Origin of the sequence: Enterobacter cloacae complex sp. XAL002, assembly GCF_049236805.1 — a bacterium.
Lineage (GTDB): Bacteria > Pseudomonadota > Gammaproteobacteria > Enterobacterales > Enterobacteriaceae > Enterobacter > Enterobacter intestinihominis.
Map to the genome: position 1 here is coordinate 1 of NZ_JBMKJN010000021.1, position 20,067 is coordinate 20,067.

General features: G+C 56.1%; 12 protein-coding genes and 1 pseudogene. 10 read left to right on the top strand and 3 right to left on the bottom strand.

Annotated features, from left to right (window positions below; translation table 11 throughout):
- Positions 1-126: 126 nt before the first annotated feature.
- Together murB and birA are read left to right on the top strand one after the other, a co-directional pair.
- Complete coding sequence (gene murB, locus ACOT0L_RS17960; protein WP_126504372.1) at positions 127-1,155, top strand: UDP-N-acetylmuramate dehydrogenase; 1,029 nt, start codon at positions 127-129, stop codon at positions 1,153-1,155.
- Positions 1,152-2,114 carry a bifunctional biotin--[acetyl-CoA-carboxylase] ligase/biotin operon repressor BirA gene (gene birA, locus ACOT0L_RS17965; RefSeq protein ID WP_003861169.1) on the top strand — a complete coding sequence of 321 codons (963 nt, stop codon included), beginning with the start codon at positions 1,152-1,154 and terminating at the stop codon, positions 2,112-2,114. The genes murB and birA overlap by 4 nt, the downstream gene beginning before the upstream one ends.
- A gap of 33 nt (positions 2,115-2,147) precedes the next feature.
- On the opposite strand, the gene bcsG is transcribed toward birA, so the two are convergent.
- The 3 genes from bcsG to bcsE are packed head-to-tail and all read right to left on the bottom strand — an operon-like array spanning position 2,148 to position 5,573.
- Positions 2,148-3,827 (bottom strand): cellulose biosynthesis protein BcsG, encoded by a 1,680-nt coding sequence (gene bcsG / locus ACOT0L_RS17970; protein ID WP_023298844.1) that lies wholly within the window; start codon positions 3,825-3,827, stop codon positions 2,148-2,150.
- Entirely contained in the window at positions 3,820-4,014 is a 195-nt protein-coding gene (bcsF, locus tag ACOT0L_RS17975) for a cellulose biosynthesis protein BcsF (protein ID WP_022649733.1), read from the bottom strand. The genes bcsG and bcsF overlap by 8 nt, the downstream gene beginning before the upstream one ends.
- Positions 4,011-5,573: a cellulose biosynthesis c-di-GMP-binding protein BcsE gene (bcsE, locus tag ACOT0L_RS17980; protein WP_045309207.1), complete on the bottom strand. Its 1,563-nt coding sequence runs from the start codon at positions 5,571-5,573 to the stop codon at positions 4,011-4,013. Before bcsE ends, bcsF begins: the two co-directional genes overlap by 4 nt.
- Positions 5,574-5,747: 174 nt before the next feature.
- On the opposite strand from bcsE, the gene bcsR reads away from it, so the two are divergent.
- The 8 genes and pseudogenes from bcsR (at position 5,748) to dctA (ending at position 19,896) form a co-directional block, all read left to right on the top strand.
- Positions 5,748-5,936, top strand: a complete 189-nt coding sequence (gene bcsR, locus ACOT0L_RS17985; protein WP_022649731.1) for a cellulose biosynthesis protein BcsR — start codon at positions 5,748-5,750, stop codon at positions 5,934-5,936.
- A gap of 11 nt (positions 5,937-5,947) precedes the next feature.
- A complete protein-coding gene (bcsQ, locus tag ACOT0L_RS17990) occupies positions 5,948-6,700 on the top strand; it encodes a cellulose biosynthesis protein BcsQ (RefSeq protein WP_023307157.1) in 753 nt (250 codons plus the stop codon).
- Positions 6,697-9,312: pseudogene (gene bcsA, locus ACOT0L_RS17995) on the top strand (UDP-forming cellulose synthase catalytic subunit). Before bcsQ ends, bcsA begins: the two are co-directional and overlap by 4 nt.
- A 10-nt stretch (positions 9,313-9,322) precedes the next feature.
- Entirely contained in the window at positions 9,323-11,746 is a 2,424-nt protein-coding gene (gene bcsB, locus ACOT0L_RS18000; RefSeq protein WP_126504374.1) for a cellulose biosynthesis cyclic di-GMP-binding regulatory protein BcsB, read from the top strand.
- A gap of 6 nt (positions 11,747-11,752) precedes the next feature.
- The gene (gene bcsZ / locus ACOT0L_RS18005) at positions 11,753-12,859 is read left to right on the top strand and encodes a cellulose synthase complex periplasmic endoglucanase BcsZ (protein ID WP_045622444.1); all 1,107 of its coding nucleotides are present in this window, start codon (positions 11,753-11,755) and stop codon (positions 12,857-12,859) included.
- Positions 12,841-16,323 (top strand): cellulose synthase complex outer membrane protein BcsC, encoded by a 3,483-nt coding sequence (bcsC, locus tag ACOT0L_RS18010; protein WP_126504376.1) that lies wholly within the window; start codon positions 12,841-12,843, stop codon positions 16,321-16,323. Before bcsZ ends, bcsC begins: the two co-directional genes overlap by 19 nt.
- 120 nt (positions 16,324-16,443) lie before the next feature.
- Positions 16,444-18,450, top strand: coding sequence for a biofilm formation regulator HmsP (hmsP, locus tag ACOT0L_RS18015; protein ID WP_023307153.1), 2,007 nt, complete (start codon positions 16,444-16,446; stop codon positions 18,448-18,450).
- A gap of 159 nt (positions 18,451-18,609) precedes the next feature.
- Entirely contained in the window at positions 18,610-19,896 is a 1,287-nt protein-coding gene (gene dctA, locus ACOT0L_RS18020; RefSeq protein WP_022649724.1) for a C4-dicarboxylate transporter DctC, read from the top strand.
- Positions 19,897-20,067: the final 171 nt, after the last annotated feature.

The window sequence follows — 20,067 nt, forward strand, 5'->3', positions numbered from 1 at the left end:
AGTGAAGAGGCCATCCGCAAGGATGGCCTTTTTGCGTTTCTGCACCTGCTTCCTTTCCATAAACTAATCACCCATCCCTTCGTATATACGGTAAACTATCCCGGTTTTTGCATCAGGATAGCGTCTATGAATCACTCCCTTAAGCCCTGGAATACCTTTGGTATTCAACGGAATGCTAATCAAATTGTACGTGCCGACAGTGCTCAGCAGTTGCTGAATGCCTGGCAAAACGCAACAGAAAACGGTGAACCCGTACTTATTCTGGGCGAAGGAAGTAATGTCCTGTTTCTCGATGATTTTGCGGGGACGGTAATCGTTAATCGCATCATGGGGATTGAGCGTAAAGAGAGCGCTGACAGCTGGCATTTACACGTGGGTGCTGGCGAAAACTGGCACCATCTGGTGCAATATACCCTTGAAAAAGGGATGCCCGGACTGGAAAACCTGGCCCTCATCCCGGGCTGTGCAGGATCATCTCCTATTCAAAACATCGGTGCCTACGGCATCGAACTGAAACACGTCTGCGAATATGTCGACTGCATCGAACTCGCGACCGGAACGGCGAAGCGCCTGACCGCAGAGCAGTGCCGCTTTGGCTATCGCGACAGCATTTTCAAGCACGACTATCAGGATCGTTTCGTCATTGTGGCCGTTGGCCTGCGTCTGGCGAAAGCATGGAAACCCGTTCTGACTTACGGCGATCTGGCCCGTCTCGATCCGGCTACCGTCACACCGCGTGAGGTTTTTGATTCCGTTTGCCACATGCGAAGGACCAAACTGCCGGACCCGAAAGTGAATGGAAATGCGGGCAGTTTCTTCAAAAATCCGGTGATCGGCAGCGAAAATGCGAAAGCGTTTCTCGCCGGCTGGCCAACGGCCCCGCATTATCCTCAGGCGGATGGCAGCGTGAAGCTGGCCGCAGGCTGGCTTATCGATCAATGTGAATTAAAAGGTACTACGCTTGGTGGCGCTGCTGTTCATCGTCAGCAGGCGCTGGTACTGATCAACCAGTCCAACGCGACAAGTGAGGATGTCGTCAACCTGGCGCATCATGTTCGCCAGCGCGTGGGCGAAAAATTCAACGTCTGGCTGGAGCCTGAAGTTCGCTTTATTGGCCGAACGGGCGAAGTGAATGCCGTGGAGACCATTGCGTGAAGGACAATACTATTCCGTTAACTCTCATCGGTATTCTTGCTGATGGCGAGTTTCATTCTGGCGAGCAGCTGGGCGAACAGCTGGGCATGAGCCGCGCTGCCATCAATAAACATATTCAAACGCTCCGCGACTGGGGCGTGGATGTGTTTACGGTGCCGGGAAAAGGCTACAGCCTGCCGGAACCAATCCAGTTACTGAATGAAGAGATCATCCGCAGCCAGATTGGACACGGTAACGTCGCGGTATTGCCGGTCATTGATTCGACGAACCAGTATCTGCTGGATCGCCTGAGCGAGCTGAAATCCGGTGATGCCTGCGTTGCCGAGTACCAACAGGCAGGACGTGGCCGCCGGGGGCGTAAGTGGTTTTCGCCATTTGGTGCCAACCTATACCTTTCCATGTACTGGCGGCTTGAACAGGGGCCAGCTGCGGCCATCGGGCTGAGCCTGGTCATCGGCATTGTGATGGCAGAAGTGCTGCACGATCTGGGTGCCGATCAGGTGCGGGTAAAATGGCCCAACGATCTGTATCTCAACGATCGAAAGCTGGCGGGGATCCTGGTCGAACTGACGGGAAAAACAGGCGATGCCGCACAGATCGTCATTGGGGCGGGGCTGAACATGGTGATGCGAAACGTGCAGAACGATGTCGTGAACCAGGCCTGGACCAACCTACAGGAAGCGGGGATCACCATCGATCGCAATACGCTTGCCGTCCGCATGATCAATGAGTTGCGTAGTTCTCTGACGCTCTTTGAACAAGAGGGGTTAGCGCCATTCCTGTCCCGCTGGGAAAAGCTGGATAACTTTATTAACCGACCGGTGAAGCTGCTGATTGGGGATAAAGAGATTTACGGCACATCACGCGGCATTGACGCGCAGGGCGCGTTGCTGCTTGAACAGGATGGCGTGATTAAGCCCTGGGTGGGCGGTGAAATTTCATTACGAAGTGCAGAGTAACCCTCTCCCCACAGGGGGAGAGGGTGTTGCAGGTCACTGCGGATACGGCACCCAATCCCCGGCATTCAGCCGGACATAAGGCTTATTCTGATACTGGATCACCACCGCATTGGCGTTTTCCGATACCTCCGCCGTCTGCGGCAGCCCGCTGGTGAGCTGATCCCAGTTCACGCTATCTTCCACAAACAGCTTACCGTCTACAGCGCGAGCAACCAGTTCCGAGATGGCCAGATAGCTGCTTGGCTGGGTGATCTCAACTGGCGCGCCCTGATGCGGTGCCTTCATGCCAAAGAACTTAATCCCGGCCGGAACGTTTGTGATGGACGGGCTTGGGATATCGCGCAGACCAGACACCTGCATCCTGTCGCCTTTCAGCGCTCCACCATGTTCCGGGACCACCACCACCATCACTTTACGGCCTGATTTTTCCAGCTCGTTGAAGAACGCGTTCAGCTCGTCGAAGAACTTCTGCGCACGGGCCTTATAATCGGCCGTTTTACTTACGCCGGGATAATGGTTCCCGTCGTGAAGCGGCAGCGTATTATAGAACGTCGCGCTACGCGTCCCTTCCTCTTTACCGACGGTGTCGAACCAGCGCTGAAGTACGGCGGTATCGTCATAGACCGGCGAGCCATCGAAGCCCAGTAACGTCACTGGCAGCCCTTTCTGGTCCATCAGCGGGGCCTGCATGCCACCCTGTTCACGCACTTCTTTCAGGAAGTTACCGAACTGACCGTTATGGCCCATCATCAGGTGTTGGGTAAAGCCCAGTTTTGCCAGGTTATCAAACAGGTAACACTGGTTAGCTGCCGGCTGGTAGAGGTTCTTATGCGAGGGCTGCCCACAGCTCGCGCGCAGTAGGCGGATAGCCGCTGGGCCGCTGTACGACGTGGCCGAGTTGAAGTCTTTGAACTGAATATCGAAATGCGACCACAGCGGGTGCGACATCAAACCAGCCGCATCAACGTCAGCCCAGGACAGAGAACAGATGTTAATGACCAGCAACTCAAACGGCTGAGCATCGGCAGGCAGCGCGTCCGGGAATTTCGTCTGACGCTTATCTTCCGCAGCGTAAAAACTGGAGAGCCACGCGTTCAGGTTCGTAGATGTCGGCGGCGCCGTCTGCGCTGGAATATCCCCAACCACAGGCGTATCCCCTGCTGTTGCGACGGTAGCGGCGGCGGAACCGCCCGTGGTGGTTACGGTTGTCGTCGGCTGACCGGCTGGCCACAGTGAGAAGCTCGGGCCCGTCAGCGTCAGGACGTTTAGCCAGATCATAATCGCGACGACAAACACCGTCACCCGGATCCACTGAGACAGGAACAGCCAGGCAACCAGCAGGACAAATACCGCGCCAATCATCTGCCAGTTAATAAAGCGCTCAACCAGATCGAGCATATAGTCCGCACTGAAACCTGCGACCTGGGAGCCCTGGCTCATAATGCTTTCGGGGCCGGGTAGCCAGGTATCATGCCAGAACAGGGCGAAACCGATAGGGATAGCAATCCAGTGACGTATACGGTGCAGCCTGAGGTTCGGGATTGGCATCAGCAGGAATGCCATAAACACCAGATTAAGCAGCGGGTGGAAATTAAGATAGCCTGCCCACAGCAGACCAAACTTCACCAGAAAGTAGAAATTCCAGCCGGACAGACCGCGCCAGTATTGCCAGAGTGGCGATGGCGCCGAAGAGGTATAGGTAGAATTAGTCATGTTTTCGGTTTGCCTTGACGTTTGAAGCGCGAGTCAGTGTTCCGGCGGGTTTAATATAGCGAGGTTTGACGAACAGTAATCTGATCGTATCGCGAATACGGCGCAGGGAATGGCGTGCATAGTAGCCAAGCGGCAAAAAAATCAGCGCGCACAGAACAACCAGTTGGATGATATCGCTGATATTCATAATGGAACGCTCTCCTTGTTCTCATCCATTAAGCGTAGCGGCTCAGGAACCCGACGCCATACGTGCCCATCATGTTTCGCGTTCAGAACCGGTTTGGCACCACTTGTTACAGGCAACGGTTTGGCCCATTTTTCAGGTGCCAGGGCTCGCATCTGGACAAGCTCAGCGCTGATCAAATTATCTTCAAACCAGACCATGCGGTTCGAGAAAATATCCCCGGTAGGCAGCGGGAAGATATGGTTCAGGGCGGTATCCAGATCGTTCACCCGACAGAAGGAGAGGAACAGCACCAGGCGATTATCGCCAATGGTCATGATATCCCCGATACGATTAGGGCGGCACAAGGTGAGCGCCTGCTCAACGCGAATGCCCGGCACAGGACGCAGGGCAACCATCACCCCTTTTCCGTCTGCCGGTAAAAGCGTATTGCTCATCATGTTGCCCACCGCATCGCAGAAGGTGTCCCATTTCTGGTAGCCGCGCAGTTTCATCGGCTGCGTCATTGAAAGCAGGGTGCTGATATCTTCCGGAACATATCGATTAAACTGCTGGCCCTGAATGCTTTCGATCAGCGTCAGACAGCGCGACAGGGGAGCATTCCAGGGAATGACCATATTCGCGCCGCAGCCCAGTAATAAGCGCTCATCGGTGGCGCGCAGGCTGGTATTATTTTCACGTACCACGATTTTTAACGCGCTGCCGCGCTGGCGACGTAATGTGTGAATGTGCCGTGCCAGCGTTTCGATTTGGTTATTCTGGATCAACGAGAAGATAATGGTCGCCGCCTGCGTGGTGCGCGCCTCATCAAATAAGGCCTCGTTAGTTTCGAACAGTGACCAATGCTCAGACAGTGCAGGCGCACCTTCCAGTACCGCAATATGACTCAGAACGCGCTTTTCATCACTGCGTGGCTGAACCACCGTCTCTTCCTGTTGAGCAAGATGCCACTCGTCCCCGACATTTTTGAGGGTAAGCTGCTGTCGGGAGCTCACCCCTTTTTCATTGCACCAGAAAGCCACGTCGTAAAGATGGCTGTCAGTCTGGACACGAATACTGGCCAGGCCATAGAGGAAACGGTATTCACTCATTAAAAGTGAAAAAAGTTTGTCGTTATTACTGCCCGGGTTAACAACCAATAAGGTGCAATTTTGATTTTTTGCCCATCTGCTGATTCTTCCCAGCCATTTCAGCAGTTTTTCAGACGGGATATTTTGTAGACCGTTTTGAGAACATTTAAGAATCAGTAAATAGTGTTCAGGAACAATAGAGCACTGAATATCGCGGGGCAAAAAGTATAAACTGTCGGCCTCCGCTGGCATGGAAAATAATCGTACTGTCTGGGGTCCACGGTCAGTTTCGAGCCTGATGATTGACTTTGGCTCATCGCCCATCGTAATGACGGCCACGCGGTAATCCTTACCCTGCGCCGCTATCGTCTGGTTTACCAGACTGATGGCATCTTCATTACGATCCGTATTAACCCACCAGACTCCTCCGACTGGCATGTGGCGCAATTCGTCCCATAATGACTGGATGCCAATAGAAAATATGGAGTCCACGGTGTCCCTCTTTTCGTCGAATTTCTATGTCTCTCAGTTTACTAGCGAAAGCGTAGAAATAAACCTAACATTGAAATTAAAGAACATCAGATTTAGCATGTAAATGAAATTTCGTGGGCAGGACGCCTCGCTGCATCTGAATCTTATGATTTTACTCAAAGGGATGAAATAAGAATGCAAAATAACGAACCCGCAACTCCAGTCGACCCAAGCCTGGGTTACACATTCCAAAACGATTTTCTGGCGCTCACGCAGGCTTTTTCATTGCCTGAAATAGATTACACCGATATTTCCCAGCGGGAACAGTTGGCTGCGGCTATTAAACGTTGGCCGTTATTAGCTGAGTTTGCCCAACAACAATAAGGAAGCCATTGATGGCCGTACTAGGATTACAGGGCGTCCGTGGTGGAGTGGGTACAACTTCCGTAACCGCGGCGCTGGCGTGGTCATTACAGGTTTTAGGTGAATCAGTACTGGTTATTGATGCCTGCTCCGATAATTTGCTGCGCATGTCATTCAATGTCGACTTTACGCATGAAAACGGCTGGGGGCGCGCGCTTCTGGACGATAAAGACTGGCGAGATGCGGGTTTGCGCTATACCTCCCAGCTCGATTTGCTTCCCTTTGGTCAGATGACGGAAACCGAACGCGGGAATGAAGCTGCGTTTCAGCGCCTGTTCTCTCGCTTCACCACCGCTTTGCAGAGTCTGAAAGAGAGCGGACACTATCAGTGGATCCTGCTGGACCTGCCGCACGGCGCCGCGTCGCTGACCCGCCAGCTTCTGGCGCAGTGCGACCATGTGCTCTCCATTGCGAATGTAGATGCGAATTGTCATATCCGTCTGCATCAACAGGCAATGCCTGCCAATGCCCATATTCTGATTAACGATCTGCGCATTGGCAGCCAGATCCAGGACGATCTGTACCAGGTCTGGCTCCAGAGTCAGCGCCGCCTGTTGCCAATGGTTATTCATCGTGACGAAGCGATGGCGGAGTGCCTCGCTTCCAAACAACCGCTTGGGGAGTACCGTAGTGATTCACTGGCGGCAGAAGAGATCCTGACGCTGGCCAACTGGTGTCTGCTGCACTTTGCTAAACGGCCGGAGCCTGCCGGGAGTTCAGTATGAGCCGCCTGACCAACTGGTTGCTCATCCCGCCGGTCAGTTCGCGCTTAAGTGAACGCTACCGCCATTACCGTCATCACGGCGCCTCATCGCTGAGCGCTGCGCTGGGCTGCTTATGGATGATTCTGGCGTGGATGTTCATCCCCCTCGAACATCCACGCTGGCAACGTATTCGTGCGCGCCACGGTGAACTCTATCCGCATATCAACCCTGACAAGCCGCGTCCGCTCGATCCCGCGCGCTACGCTATACAGTCCATCTGGCTTCTGGCGACCTCAACGGGTGCGGAGAAAAAAACGTCACGCTGGCGCAGCTTCGATCGCGTGCAGAACTTACGTGAACACTATCACCAGTGGCTTAACCGGCTACCCGACCGGGTTGGCGATAGAACAGGTCATTTAGATAATCACAAAGAGCTCGGGCACCTTCACCCGGGCTTACGGCGTTTTATTCTCGGCGTGGTGGTGGTGTTCTCGCTCATACTGGCGCTGGTCTGTATTACCCAGCCCTTCAACCCGCTGGCACAGTTTACCTTCCTGATCCTGCTGTGGGGCGTGGCGCTGCTGGTGCGGCGCATTCCGGGGCGTTTTTCTGCCCTGATGCTGATCGTGCTGTCGCTGACCGTTTCCTGCCGCTACATCTGATGGCGATATACCTCAACGCTGAACTGGGACGATCCGGTCAGCCTGGTGTGTGGGTTAGTGCTGCTGTTTGCTGAGACCTACGCCTGGATCGTGCTGGTGCTGGGTTACTTCCAGGTTATCTGGCCGCTGAATCGACAGCCGGTGCCGCTGCCAAAAGACACGACCCAGTGGCCAACGGTGGACCTCTTCGTGCCGACCTACAACGAAGACCTGTCGGTGGTGAAAAACACCATTTACGCCGCGCTGGGTATCGACTGGCCGAAGGATAAAATCAAAATCTGGATCCTCGATGACGGTGGCCGCGCCGAGTTCCGCCAGTTCGCGGACGAAGTAGGGGTCGAGTACATCGCCCGTACCACGCATGAACACGCTAAGGCCGGTAACATCAACAATGCGCTGAAATATGCCAAAGGGGAGTTCGTCTCTATTTTCGACTGCGACCACGTGCCAACGCGCTCGTTCCTGCAAATGACCATGGGCTGGTTCCTGAAGGAGAAAGAGCTGGCGATGATGCAGACGCCGCACCACTTCTTCTCGCCGGATCCGTTTGAACGTAACCTTGGTCGTTTTCGTAAAACCCCGAACGAGGGCACACTGTTCTATGGTCTGGTGCAGGACGGGAACGACATGTGGGACGCAACGTTCTTCTGCGGCTCCTGTGCGGTGATCCGCCGTAAACCGCTGGATGAAATTGGCGGGATCGCCGTCGAGACGGTCACGGAAGATGCGCACACTTCGCTGCGTCTGCACCGTCTTGGCTATACCTCCGCCTACATGCGCATTCCTCAGGCGGCGGGGCTGGCCACGGAATCCCTGTCGGCGCATATCGGCCAGCGTATTCGCTGGGCGCGCGGCATGGTGCAAATTTTCCGCCTCGATAACCCGCTGATGGGTAAAGGACTGAAACTGGCGCAACGGCTGTGCTACGTCAACGCCATGTTCCACTTCCTGTCGGGTATTCCACGGCTTATCTTCCTCACTGCGCCGCTGGCGTTCCTGCTTCTTCACGCTTACATCATCTATGCGCCTGCGCTGATGATTGCCCTGTTCGTTCTGCCGCACATGATCCACGCCAGCCTGACGAACTCGAAGATTCAGGGGAAATATCGCCATTCGTTCTGGAGTGAAATCTACGAAACGGTGCTGGCCTGGTATATCGCGCCGCCAACCATGGTGGCGCTGATTAACCCGCATAAAGGGAAATTCAACGTCACCGCGAAGGGCGGGCTGGTGGAAGAGGAGTATGTCGACTGGGTGATCTCCCGGCCCTATATCTTCCTGGTGCTGCTGAATATTGTAGGCGTGATTGTTGGGGTCTGGCGCTACTTTTACGGTCCGGAAAACGAAATTCTGACGGTCTTCGTGAGTATGGCGTGGGTGTTTTATAACCTGATTATCCTCGGTGGCGCGGTGGCGGTATCAGTGGAGAGTAAACAGGTTCGCCGCGCGCATCGCGTCGAAATCAGCATGCCAGCGGCCATTGCCCGCGACGATGGACATCTCTTCTCCTGTACCGTACATGACTTTTCGGATGGCGGTCTGGGTATCAAGATCAACGGTCAGGCGAAGGTGCTTGAGGGGCAGAAGGTCAACCTATTGCTTAAGCGCGGCCAGCAGGAGTATGTCTTCCCGACGCAGGTGGTGCGTGTGAGAGGAAATGAAGTGGGTCTGCAACTGATGCCGCTGACTAAAAAGCAACACATTGATTTTGTGCAGTGTACGTTTGCCCGCGCGGATACGTGGGCTCTCTGGCAGGACAGCTTCCCTGAGGATAAGCCTCTGGAAAGCCTGCTGGATATTCTTAAGCTGGGGTTCCGTGGCTATCGTCACCTTGCAGAATTTGCCCCGTCGTCGGTGAAATTAATTTTCCGGTCACTTACTTCACTGGTTTCCTGGGTCGTGTCGTTCATTCCGCGTCGACCTGAGCGAGATGAAGCGAAGCAGGCGGACCCGGTTATGGCTCAACAATGATGATAACGCGATGAAAACAAAACTTTCCTGGTTATGTGCAGTGGCAATGGGGATGAGTGCGCTCCCTGCAACAGTGGCTAACGCGGCGCCTGATAACGCAGCGACCACACCCGCGCCAACGGTGCCTGTCGTCGCGCAAGCGACCGATCCGGTAGTGACGGCGGCGCCGGGGCAGACGGAAAACGTCGTCCCGAATCAGCCGACGACGGGGAATACGCTGCCCGCCGACAACCCGGTGGTTGGGCAGGTTATGCCTGGCGTGCCGGGAGCCAGTGCACCGGTGGTTGCGGAAAATACGCCGTCGCGTGACGTTAAGCTGACGTTCGCCCAGATCGCGCCTCCTCCGGGCAGCATGGTTCTGCGCGGCATCAACCCAAATGGCGGTGTCGAATTCGGTATGCGTAGCGATGAAGTCGTGTCGAAAGCGATGCTCAACCTGGAATACACGCCATCGCCGTCGCTGCTGCCGGTGCAATCCCAGCTTAAGGTCTATCTGAATGATGAGCTGATGGACGTCCTGCCCGTCACCAAAGAGCAACTGGGTAAGAAAACCCTGGCTCAGGTGCCGATTAACCCGCTGTTTATCACCGACTTTAACCGCGTGCGTCTGGAATTTGTCGGCCATTACCGCGATGTCTGTGAAAACCCGGCCAGCAGCACCCTGTGGCTGGATGTTGGTCGTAACTCTTCGCTTCAGATGACCTATCAGCCGCTGGCGTTGAAAAACGATCTCTCCGCCTTCCCGGTGCCGTTCTTCGACCCGCGTGATAACCGTCCACTGAACCTGCCAATAGTGTTTGCGGGCTCTCCTGATGTGACCGAACAGCTGGCGGCCTCTATCGTGGCATCCTGGTTTGGTTCCCGCTCCGGCTGGCGTGGCCAGAGTTTCCCGGTTATGTACGACAAAATGCCGGACAAAAACGCGATTGTGTTTGCCACCAACGCCAAACGCCCGGCATTCCTGCGGGACCATCCAGAGGTGAAAGCGCCCACCATCGAGATGATCAGCCATCCCGACAATCCGTACGTGAAGCTGCTGGTGATCTTCGGGCGTGATGATAAAGATCTTGTGCAGGCGGCAAAAGGCATTGCGCAGGGCAATATCCTGTTCCGCGGTAATAGCGTCGTGGTGGATGAGGTGAAACCGCTGCTGGCACGTAAGCCTTATGATGCGCCGAACTGGGTCCGCACCGACCGCGCGATTACCTTCGGCGAGCTGAAAACCTATGAAGAGCAATTGCAGTCAACCGGGCTTGAACCTTCTCCTGTCAGCCTGTCGCTGAACCTGCCGCCGGATCTCTATCTGCTGCGCACCAACGGTATTGATATCAACCTGAACTACCGTTACACCGCGCCGGTAACCAAAGACAGCTCGCGCATGGATATCAGCCTCAACAACCAGTTCCTGCAATCCTTCAGCCTGACCAGCAGCCAGGAGACAAACCGGTTGATGCTTCGTCTGCCTGTATTGCAGGGGCTGCTGGATGGCAAAACCGATGTGTCGATCCCGGCGCTGAAGCTCGGTGCGGTGAACCAGCTGCGGTTTAACTTCCAGTACATGAACCCGATGCCGGGTGGATCGGTGGAAAACTGTATTACCTTCCAGCCGGTGCAAAACCACGTGGTGATTGGTGATGATTCCACAATCGACTTCTCGAAGTATTACCACTTTATCGCGATGCCGGATCTGCGTGCGTTTGCTAACGCCAGTTTCCCGTTCAGCCGCATGGCTGATCTCTCTGAATCGATTGTCGTGATGCCAAAAGCGGCCAACGAAGGCCAGGTTGCCACGCTGCTGGACACCATGGGCACCGTCGGGGCGCAAACCGGCTTACCGGCTATCAACGTGACGGTGACGGATGACGGTAGCCAGATCCAGAACAAAGATGCCGATATCATGGTCATCGGCAACATTCCGGACAAGCTGAAAGACGAGAAGCGCGTCGATCTGCTGGTGCAGGCGGCTCAGTCATGGGTCAACACGCCGCTGCGTCAGACCGAGTTCCCAAGCATCATGCCGGACAGCGGCGATCGTCAGGCCAATATCAGGACGACCGTAAGCTCAACGGGTCCGATGGCTGCGATTGTCGGTTTCCAGTCTCCGTATAACGACCAGCGCAGCGTGATCGCCCTGCTGGCGGACAGCCCGCGCGGCTATGAGCTGCTCAACACGGCCATGAACGACAGCGGTAAACGGGCGGCAATGTTCGGTTCCGTCTCGGTGATCCGTGAGTCGGGGGTAAACAGCCTGCGCGTGGGGGATGTCTACTACGTCGGTCATCTGCCGTGGTTCGAACGCCTGTGGTACGCCCTCTCTAACCACCCGGTGCTGCTGGCCGTGCTGGCTGCGCTCAGCGTTGTATTGCTGGCGTGGGTATTGTGGCGTCTGCTGCGAATCATCAGCCGTCGTCGTCTTAACCCGGACCATGAGTAAGCCGTGATGAAAATCTTTCGCGGGTGTGTAGTCGCAGCGTTGATGCTGGCGGCGGCGAATCTGCATGCCGCCTGTCGCTGGCCTGCCTGGGAGACGTTCAAGCAGGATTATATGAGCGAAAGTGGGCGCGTCATTGATCCCAGTGACGCGCGCAAAATCACCACCTCCGAAGGGCAAAGCTACGGACTGTTCTTTGCCCTGGCAGCAAACGATCGCAAGACGTTTGATCTGCTGCTGACATGGACGCGCGATAACCTTGCCGAGGGGGATTTAGCCCAACATCTCCCGGCGTGGCTATGGGGAAAAAAGGACGACAACACCTGGGCGGTTATCGACCCTAACTCCGCGTCCGATGCCGATATCTGGATAGCCTGGTCGCTGCTGGAAGCCGGGCGGCTGTGGAAAAATCCCGATTACACGCGCACGGGTAAGGCGCTGTTGACGCGCATTGCCAGTGAGGAAGTGGTGAAGGTGCCGGGGCTGGGTTCTATGCTGCTGCCGGGTAAAGTCGGTTTTGCCGAAGAGAGTGTCTGGCGCTTCAACCCCAGCTACCTGCCGCCGCAGCTTGCGAGCTATTTCACCCGTTTCGGCGCACCGTGGACAACGCTCCGTGAAACCAACCTGCGTCTGCTGCTGGAGACCGCGCCAAAAGGATTTTCCCCGAACTGGGTGAAATACCAGAAAAAGGGCGGCTGGCAGTTGAAGCAGGATACGACCCTGATCGGCAGTTACGATGCGATTCGCGTCTATCTGTGGGTAGGGATGATGAACGATAACGATCCGCAAAAAGCCCGGCTACTGGCGCGTTTCAAGCCCATGGCGACCACCACAATCAAACAAGGCTTACCGCCGGAAAAAGTGGACGTAGCGACCGGGAAACGTACCGGAGATGGGCCGGTAGGGTTTTCTGCCTCCCTGCTTCCATTTTTACAAGAACGGGACGCGCAGGCGGTGCAACGCCAGCGTGTCGCCGATCGTTTTCCCGATAACAATGCTTATTACAGCTACGTTCTGACCCTCTTTGGACAAGGGTGGGATCAGCATCGTTTTCGTTTCACCGCGCAAGGTGAATTACTACCGGATTGGGGCCAGGAATGCGCACGTTCACACTAAATCTACTCGCCTTATCGCTTGGCCTGGCGCTCATGCCCCTGGCCCAGGCCGCCAACTCCCCGCAGCAGAGACAGCTGCTGGAACAGGTTCGTCTGGGGGAATCCACCCAGCGTGAGGATTTGGTGCGCCAGTCGCTCTATCGCCTTGAGCTGATCGACCCCAACAACCCGGACGTGATTGCCGCTCGCTTCCGCTACCTGTTACGACAGGGGGATACGGCGGGCGCGCAAAAAGAGCTGGATCGCCTGAAAGGAATGGCACCCGATTCCAGTGCGTACCAGTCCTCCCGTACGACCATGCTGCTCTCCACGCCGGATGGTCGCCAGGCCCTCCAGCAGGCTCGCCTGCTCGCCACCACCGGGCACACGCAGGAAGCTATTGCCGCGTATGACAAACTGTTTGACGGTAATCCGCCCAGCGGCGACATCGCGACGGAGTACTGGAACGTGGTGGCGAAAGAGCCTGCCCGCCGCAATCTGGCCATTAATCAGCTGAAGAAAATCAACGCCAGCAGTCCGGGCAACGCCCCGCTACAGGCTTCGCTGGCGCAGCTTCTGTTCCAGAGTGGACGGCGTGATGAAGGGTTTGCGGTTTTACAGGAGATGGCCAAATCGAACAATGGCCGCAGTCAGGCGTCGGACATGTGGTACCAGCAGATCAAAGATCAGCCGGCCAGCAGCGCCAGCGTTACCGCGCTGCAACAATACCTGAGCGTGTTCAGCGATGGCGATAACGTGACGGCGGCGCGCGCCCAGCTTGAAGCGCAGCAAAAACAGCTCGCCGATCCGGCGTTTCGCGCCAAAGCCGAAGGGTTAGCCGCAGTGGATGCCGGGCAGGGCAGTAAAGCGGTAACGGAGTTGCAGAAAGCAGTCAGCGCCAACCACGCCGACAGTGAAGCCGTAGGCGCGCTGGGGCAGGCCTATTCGCAGAAAGGCGATCGCGCCCGCGCGGTTGCGCAGTTTGAAAAGGCGATCGCCCTCGATCCGCAGAGCGACAACCGGGGCAAATGGGACAGCCTGCTGAAGGTTAACCGATACTGGCTGCTGATCCAGCAGGGTGATAACGCCCTGAAAGCCAACAAGACAGTCCAGGCGGAACGCTATTATCAGCAGGCGCGCAACATTGACAATACGGACAGCTACGCGGTCCTGGGGCTGGGTGACGCGGCGGCGGCGCGGAAAGATAACGACGCGGCTGAACGCTATTATCGCCAGGCATTGCGGATGGACAGCGGCAACAGCAACGCGGTACGCGGTCTTGCCAATATTTATCGCGAGCAGTCTCCGGAGAAGGCGACGCAGTTTATTCAGTCGCTCTCTGCCAGCCAGCGCCGCAGCATTGATGATATTGAACGTAGCCTGACGAACGAGCAGCTCTCGGCTCAGGCTGAACAGCTGGAAAGCCAGGGAAACTATGCGCAGGCCGCAGAAATTCAGCGCCGACGCCTTGCGCTTTCCCCGGGCGACGTGTGGATCACCTACCGGCTATCACGCGATCTGTATAGCGCGGGTCAGCGCAGCCAGGCGGATAACCTGATGCGTCAGCTGGCAAGCCAGAAACCGGGCGATCCGGATCAGGTTTACGCCAGCGGGCTGTACCTGTCCGGTAACGATCGGGACCGGGCCGCGCTGGCGCATCTGAACACGCTGCCGCGCGACAAGTGGAACGGCAACATCCAGGCGCTGGCGGACCGCCTGCAAAGTAACCAGGTGCTGGAAAACGCCAACCGCCTGCGCGACGGTGGAAAAGAGCAGGAGGCGGAAGCGCTGCTTCGCCAGCAGCCCCCGTCCACCCGTATTGACTTAACGCTGGCGGACTGGGCTGAACAGCGTGGCGATCACGAGGCCGCGAAAACCGCCTACAACACCGTCCTGCAACGGGAACCGCAGAACGAAGACGCAATTCTCGGCCTGACCGAAGTCAATCTTGCTCAGGGCAACAGGGACGCCGCTCGCGCTGAGCTGGCGAAACTGCCCGCGGCACAAAACGGCGAACCGCTCTCCCTCAATATGCAGCGCCGGATCGCCATGGCGCAGGCCGGTCTGGGTGATTCAGCCGTGGCAGAAAAGACCTTCAACACCATTCTTCCGCAGGCAAAATCGCAGCCGCCTTCTATGGAAAGTGCGCTGGTGATGCGTGATGCCGCCCGTTTCCAGGCGCAAAACGGCCAGCCTCAGCAGGCGCTGGAAACCTGGAAAGATGCGATGGTCTCATCGGGCATCACGACGACCCGTCCGACCGATAACGACAGCTTTACGCGTCTTACGCGTAACGATGAGAAAGATGACTGGCTGAAGCGCGGCGTGCGCAGCGATGCAGGCGATCTTTATCGTCAGCAGGATCTGAACGTCACGCTGCAACACGACTACTGGGGATCCAGCGGCACGGGGGGCTATTCCGACCTGAAAGCGCACACCACTATGCTCCAGGTGGATGCGCCGCTATCGGATGGCCGCATGTTCTTCCGTAGCGATCTGGTCAATATGAACGCCGGTTCCTTTGACACCAATAACGGAACCTACGATCCGACATGGGGTACCTGCGCCGAAACGCCATGTCACGGCAGCACGAACCAGTCGGCCAACGGCGCCAGCGTGGCCGTCGGCTGGCAGAACAAAACCTGGGCGTGGGACATCGGTACAACGCCGATGGGCTTCGACGTGGTCGATGTGGTGGGCAGCCTGAGCTACAGCAACGACTTGGGGCCGATTGGCTACACCCTGAACGCCCATCGTCGTCCGATTTCCAGCTCTGTGCTGGCCTTCGCCGGGCAAAAAGATCCCAATACCGACACCACCTGGGGCGGCGTGCGTGCTACCGGTGGCGGCGTGAGCATGAGCTACGACAAAGGCGAAGCTAACGGGATCTGGTCAAGCCTGAGTGCCGACAGCCTCACCGGGAAGAATGTCGAAGATAACTGGCGGGTCCGCTGGATGACCGGCTATTACTACAAGCTTATCAATCAGAACAACGAGCGTCTGACGGTCGGTGTGTCCAACATGCTCTGGCATTACGATAAGGATTTAAGTGGCTATTCGCTGGGCCAGGGCGGTTACTACAGTCCCCAGGAGTATGTGTCGTTCGCCTTACCGGTGAACTGGCGTAAACGCACAGAGAACTGGTCATGGGAACTGGGCGGTTCCGTCTCATGGTCCCATTCAAAAACAAAAGATGTGATGCGTTATCCGTTGCAGGGGCTGATCCCGGACAATGAGCCAGGCCGTTATACCGATAAAGGTGTGATGGGAACCGGAAGTAGCTCGTCAGGGACGGGTTATACCGCAAGGGCGATTGTTGAACGCCGTGTGACGTCCAACTGGTTTGTCGGTCTGGGCGTCGATATTCAGGAAGCGAAAGACTATACCCCGAGCCATGCGCTGCTCTATGTTCGGTATTCTGCCGCAGGCTGGCAGGGTGATATGGACTTACCGCCGGAACCGCTGGTGCCTTATGCAGACTGGTGATCGGATTTTTGCTTAATCTAATTGTAAGTCTCTCTTAAAAGTGCAGCTATCGGGTATACTCGGGCGCACCAGGTTTACGCCCTGGTGCGCCCTGCGCTTCGAGTTTTGTGGAGAGTCATTTTGCGTGTCAGCCGTTCCTTAACGATCAAACAGATGGCGATGGTGTCTGCCGTCACAATGCTGTTTGTCTTCATCTTCTGCGTCATTTTGCTGTTTCATTCCGTACAGCAGAATCGCTATAACACGGCTTCGCAACTGGAAAGTATTGCCCGCTCGGTGCGGGAACCCCTGTCGGCCTCGATCCTGAAAGGGGATATCCCCGAGGCGGAATCCATCCTGAAGCGCATTCAGCCCGCCGGTATCGTGAGCCGCGCCGACGTCGTGCTGCCGAACCAGTTCCAGGCGCTGCGGATGAGCTTTATCCCGGAGCGTCCCGTCCCGATGATGGTGATGCGCCTGTTTGAACTGCCGGTGCAGATTTCCCTGCCTCTCTATTCCCTGGAAAGACCGGCTAACCCGCAGCCGCTGGCCTATCTGGTACTACAGGCGGACTCGTACCGCATGTATAAATTCGTCATGAGTTGGGTTGCTACGTTAGTGACTACTTACTTACTTTTGACCTTAATGTTGAGCGTGGCGCTGACGTGGTGCATCAACCGGTTAATTGTGCATCCGTTGCGCCGCATAGCCCGGGAGCTGAATGACCTCTCTCCGCAGGAGCATATGGGGCATCAGCTTCCCTTGCCGCGTCTGCATCACGACGATGAAATCGGCATGCTGGTCCGCAGTTACAATATCAACCAGCAGCGTGTCCTGCGTCAGCAGGAAGAGGTCAGTAATAACGCCACCCGTTTCCCGGTTTCCGACCTGCCAAACAAAGCGTTTTTAATGGCCCTGCTGGAGCAGACCGTCGCTCGCCAGCAGACCACCGCGCTGATGGTGATTGCCTGCGAGACCTTGCAGGACACGACGGGCGTGCTGAAAGAGAGCCAGCGCGAGATGCTATTACTGACGCTGGTGGAAAAAATCAAATCTGTGCTGGCGCCGCGCATGGTACTTACCCAGGTCAGCGGCTATGACCTGGTGGTGATTGCGCACGGTGTAAAAGAGCCGTGGCACGCTATTACGTTAGGTCAGCAAGTACTCACTGTCATAAATGAGCGGCTACCCATTCAGGGTATCCAGCTACGCCCAAGTGCCAGCATTGGTATCGCAATGTACTACGGTGGTCTGACCGCCGAGCAGTTATACCGTCGGGCTTTCTCAGCAGCGTTTACCGCGCGCCGAAAAGGCAAAAACCAGATCCAGTTCTTTGATCCGGAGCAAATGGAAAAAGCCCAGCAGCGCCTGACGGAAGAGAGCGACATTCTGACGGCGATGGACAATCGCCAGTTTGCGCTCTGGCTACAGCCGCAGGTGGATTTGCGCACGGGTGAAGTGACCAGCGCCGAAGCGTTGCTGCGCATGCAGCAGCCGGACGGCACGTGGGAGCTGCCTGAGGGGATGATCGAACGTATCGAGTCCTGCGGCCTGATGGTCACCGTCGGATACTGGGTGCTGGAAGAGTCGTGCCGCCAGCTTGCGGCCTGGCAACAACGGGGCATCACGCTGCCGCTGTCGGTGAATCTTTCTGCGCTACAGCTGATGCACCCGACTATGGTGCCGGATATGCTCGAGTTGATCCATCGCTACCGCATCCAGCCCCACACGTTGATCCTGGAAGTCACCGAGAGCCGTTGTATTGACAATCCTGACGACGCTGTCGCCATTCTGAAACCGCTGCGTAATGCCGGGATCCGCATTGCGCTTGACGATTTTGGTATGGGGTATTCCGGCCTGCGTCAGCTCCAGCACATGAAAACCCTGCCGGTGGACGTCCTGAAAATCGACAAAACCTTTGTGAAAGGGCTGCCGGAGGATTGCAGCCTGGTGCAGGCCATTATCCAGATGGCGCACAGCCTGAACCTGCACGTGACTGCCGAAGGTATTGAGGCCGAAGCCCAGCGCGAGTGGCTGGCTGCGGCGGGTGTGGAGAGCGGTCAGGGCTTCCTGTTTGGCCGCGCCGTGCCGACGGATACCTTTGAGCGACGCTATCTCGCCGACGCTGGCAATAACGCAAAAGTGTAATTTTGTTGCTGGCTTGTGCGAGCCAGCTCAAAGTTCTTAACATTTGTGTTTCAAATTTGAACCCCGTTTATTTCTGTCCTGTTATGTGGGTGTTATTTTAAAGCCGCAGGTTAACCATAACCTTACAAAGCCTGTAGTTATTCTTTCCAGGGACACCCTATGAAAACCTCACTCTTCAAAAGTCTTTACTTCCAGGTCCTGACAGCCATCGCCATCGGTATTCTGCTCGGTCACTACTACCCGGAGCTGGGCGCGCAAATGAAACCGCTTGGCGACGCGTTCGTTAAGCTCATCAAAATGATCATCGCGCCGGTCATCTTCTGTACCGTGGTGACCGGTATCGCTGGCATGGAAAGCATGAAGGCGGTCGGGCGTACGGGGGCGGTTGCCCTGCTGTACTTCGAGATTGTCAGTACCATCGCGCTGATTATCGGCCTGATTATTGTCAACGTGGTACAGCCTGGCGCGGGCATGAACGTTGACCCGGCCACGCTGGATGCGAAAGCGGTGGCGGTTTACGCTGAACAGGCGAAAGATCAGGGGATTGTTGCCTTCCTGCTGGACGTGATCCCGAGCAGCGTGATTGGCGCGTTCGCCAGCGGAAATATCCTCCAGGTACTGCTGTTTGCCGTGCTGTTTGGCTTTGCCCTGCACCGTCTTGGCAGCAAAGGTCAGCTGATTTTTAACGTCATTGAAAGCTTCTCGCAGGTTATCTTCGGCATCATCAACATGATTATGCGTCTGGCCCCGATTGGTGCCTTTGGCGCGATGGCCTTCACCATCGGGAAATACGGCGTCGGCACGCTGGTACAGCTTGGCCAGCTGATTATCTGCTTCTACATCACCTGTATTCTGTTTGTGGTGGTGGTGCTCGGCTCCATCGCTCGTGCGACCGGCTTCAGCATCTTCAAATTTATCCGTTACATTCGTGAAGAGCTGCTGATTGTCCTCGGCACATCCTCTTCTGAGTCCGCGCTGCCGCGTATGCTCGATAAAATGGAAAAGCTGGGCTGCCGTAAGTCAGTGGTGGGGCTGGTTATTCCTACGGGCTACTCCTTTAACCTGGACGGCACCTCGATTTACCTGACGATGGCGGCGGTCTTTATTGCTCAGGCCACCAACAGCCACATGGATATCTTCCATCAGATTACGCTGCTGGTCGTCCTCCTGCTCTCCTCGAAAGGGGCGGCGGGCGTAACGGGTAGCGGATTTATCGTGCTGGCGGCCACTATTTCAGCGGTTGGCCATCTGCCGGTGGCGGGTTTGGCCCTGATCCTCGGTATCGACCGCTTTATGTCTGAAGCCCGCGCGTTAACCAACCTGATTGGTAATGGTGTGGCGACGGTTGTGGTGGCGAAGTGGGTAAAAGAGCTGGATCACAAGAAACTTAACGATACGCTGAATAATCGCACATCTGAGGACAAAACCCCCGGTTTATCCTCTTAATCCCTCATAAATGCCCGTATTCCCTTGTGGGGATGCGGGCACCTGCGCATAATAACCGCTCATACCTGTCATATTTCGACAAAATTTTTTTGGGTATATTTCGCTTCCGCCCGTGACGTTTAGCTGAACACGCTGTCTAATCGGAAGGTTTTCATCGTCATCTTTGAGTGC

What these genes read in the sequence shown, in the direction of transcription:
- murB (WP_126504372.1), top strand. Translation starts at nt 127, where the DNA reads ATGAATCACTCCCTTAAGCCCTGGAATACCTTTGGTATTCAACGGAAT.
- bcsC (WP_126504376.1), top strand. Translation starts at nt 12,841, where the DNA reads ATGCGCACGTTCACACTAAATCTACTCGCCTTATCGCTTGGCCTGGCG.
- dctA (WP_022649724.1), top strand. Translation starts at nt 18,610, where the DNA reads ATGAAAACCTCACTCTTCAAAAGTCTTTACTTCCAGGTCCTGACAGCC.
- bcsF (WP_022649733.1), bottom strand. Translation starts at nt 4,014, where the DNA reads ATGAATATCAGCGATATCATCCAACTGGTTGTTCTGTGCGCGCTGATT.
- bcsQ (WP_023307157.1), top strand. Translation starts at nt 5,948, where the DNA reads ATGGCCGTACTAGGATTACAGGGCGTCCGTGGTGGAGTGGGTACAACT.
- bcsR (WP_022649731.1), top strand. Translation starts at nt 5,748, where the DNA reads ATGCAAAATAACGAACCCGCAACTCCAGTCGACCCAAGCCTGGGTTAC.
- bcsG (WP_023298844.1), bottom strand. Translation starts at nt 3,827, where the DNA reads ATGACTAATTCTACCTATACCTCTTCGGCGCCATCGCCACTCTGGCAA.
- bcsZ (WP_045622444.1), top strand. Translation starts at nt 11,753, where the DNA reads ATGAAAATCTTTCGCGGGTGTGTAGTCGCAGCGTTGATGCTGGCGGCG.
- bcsB (WP_126504374.1), top strand. Translation starts at nt 9,323, where the DNA reads ATGAAAACAAAACTTTCCTGGTTATGTGCAGTGGCAATGGGGATGAGT.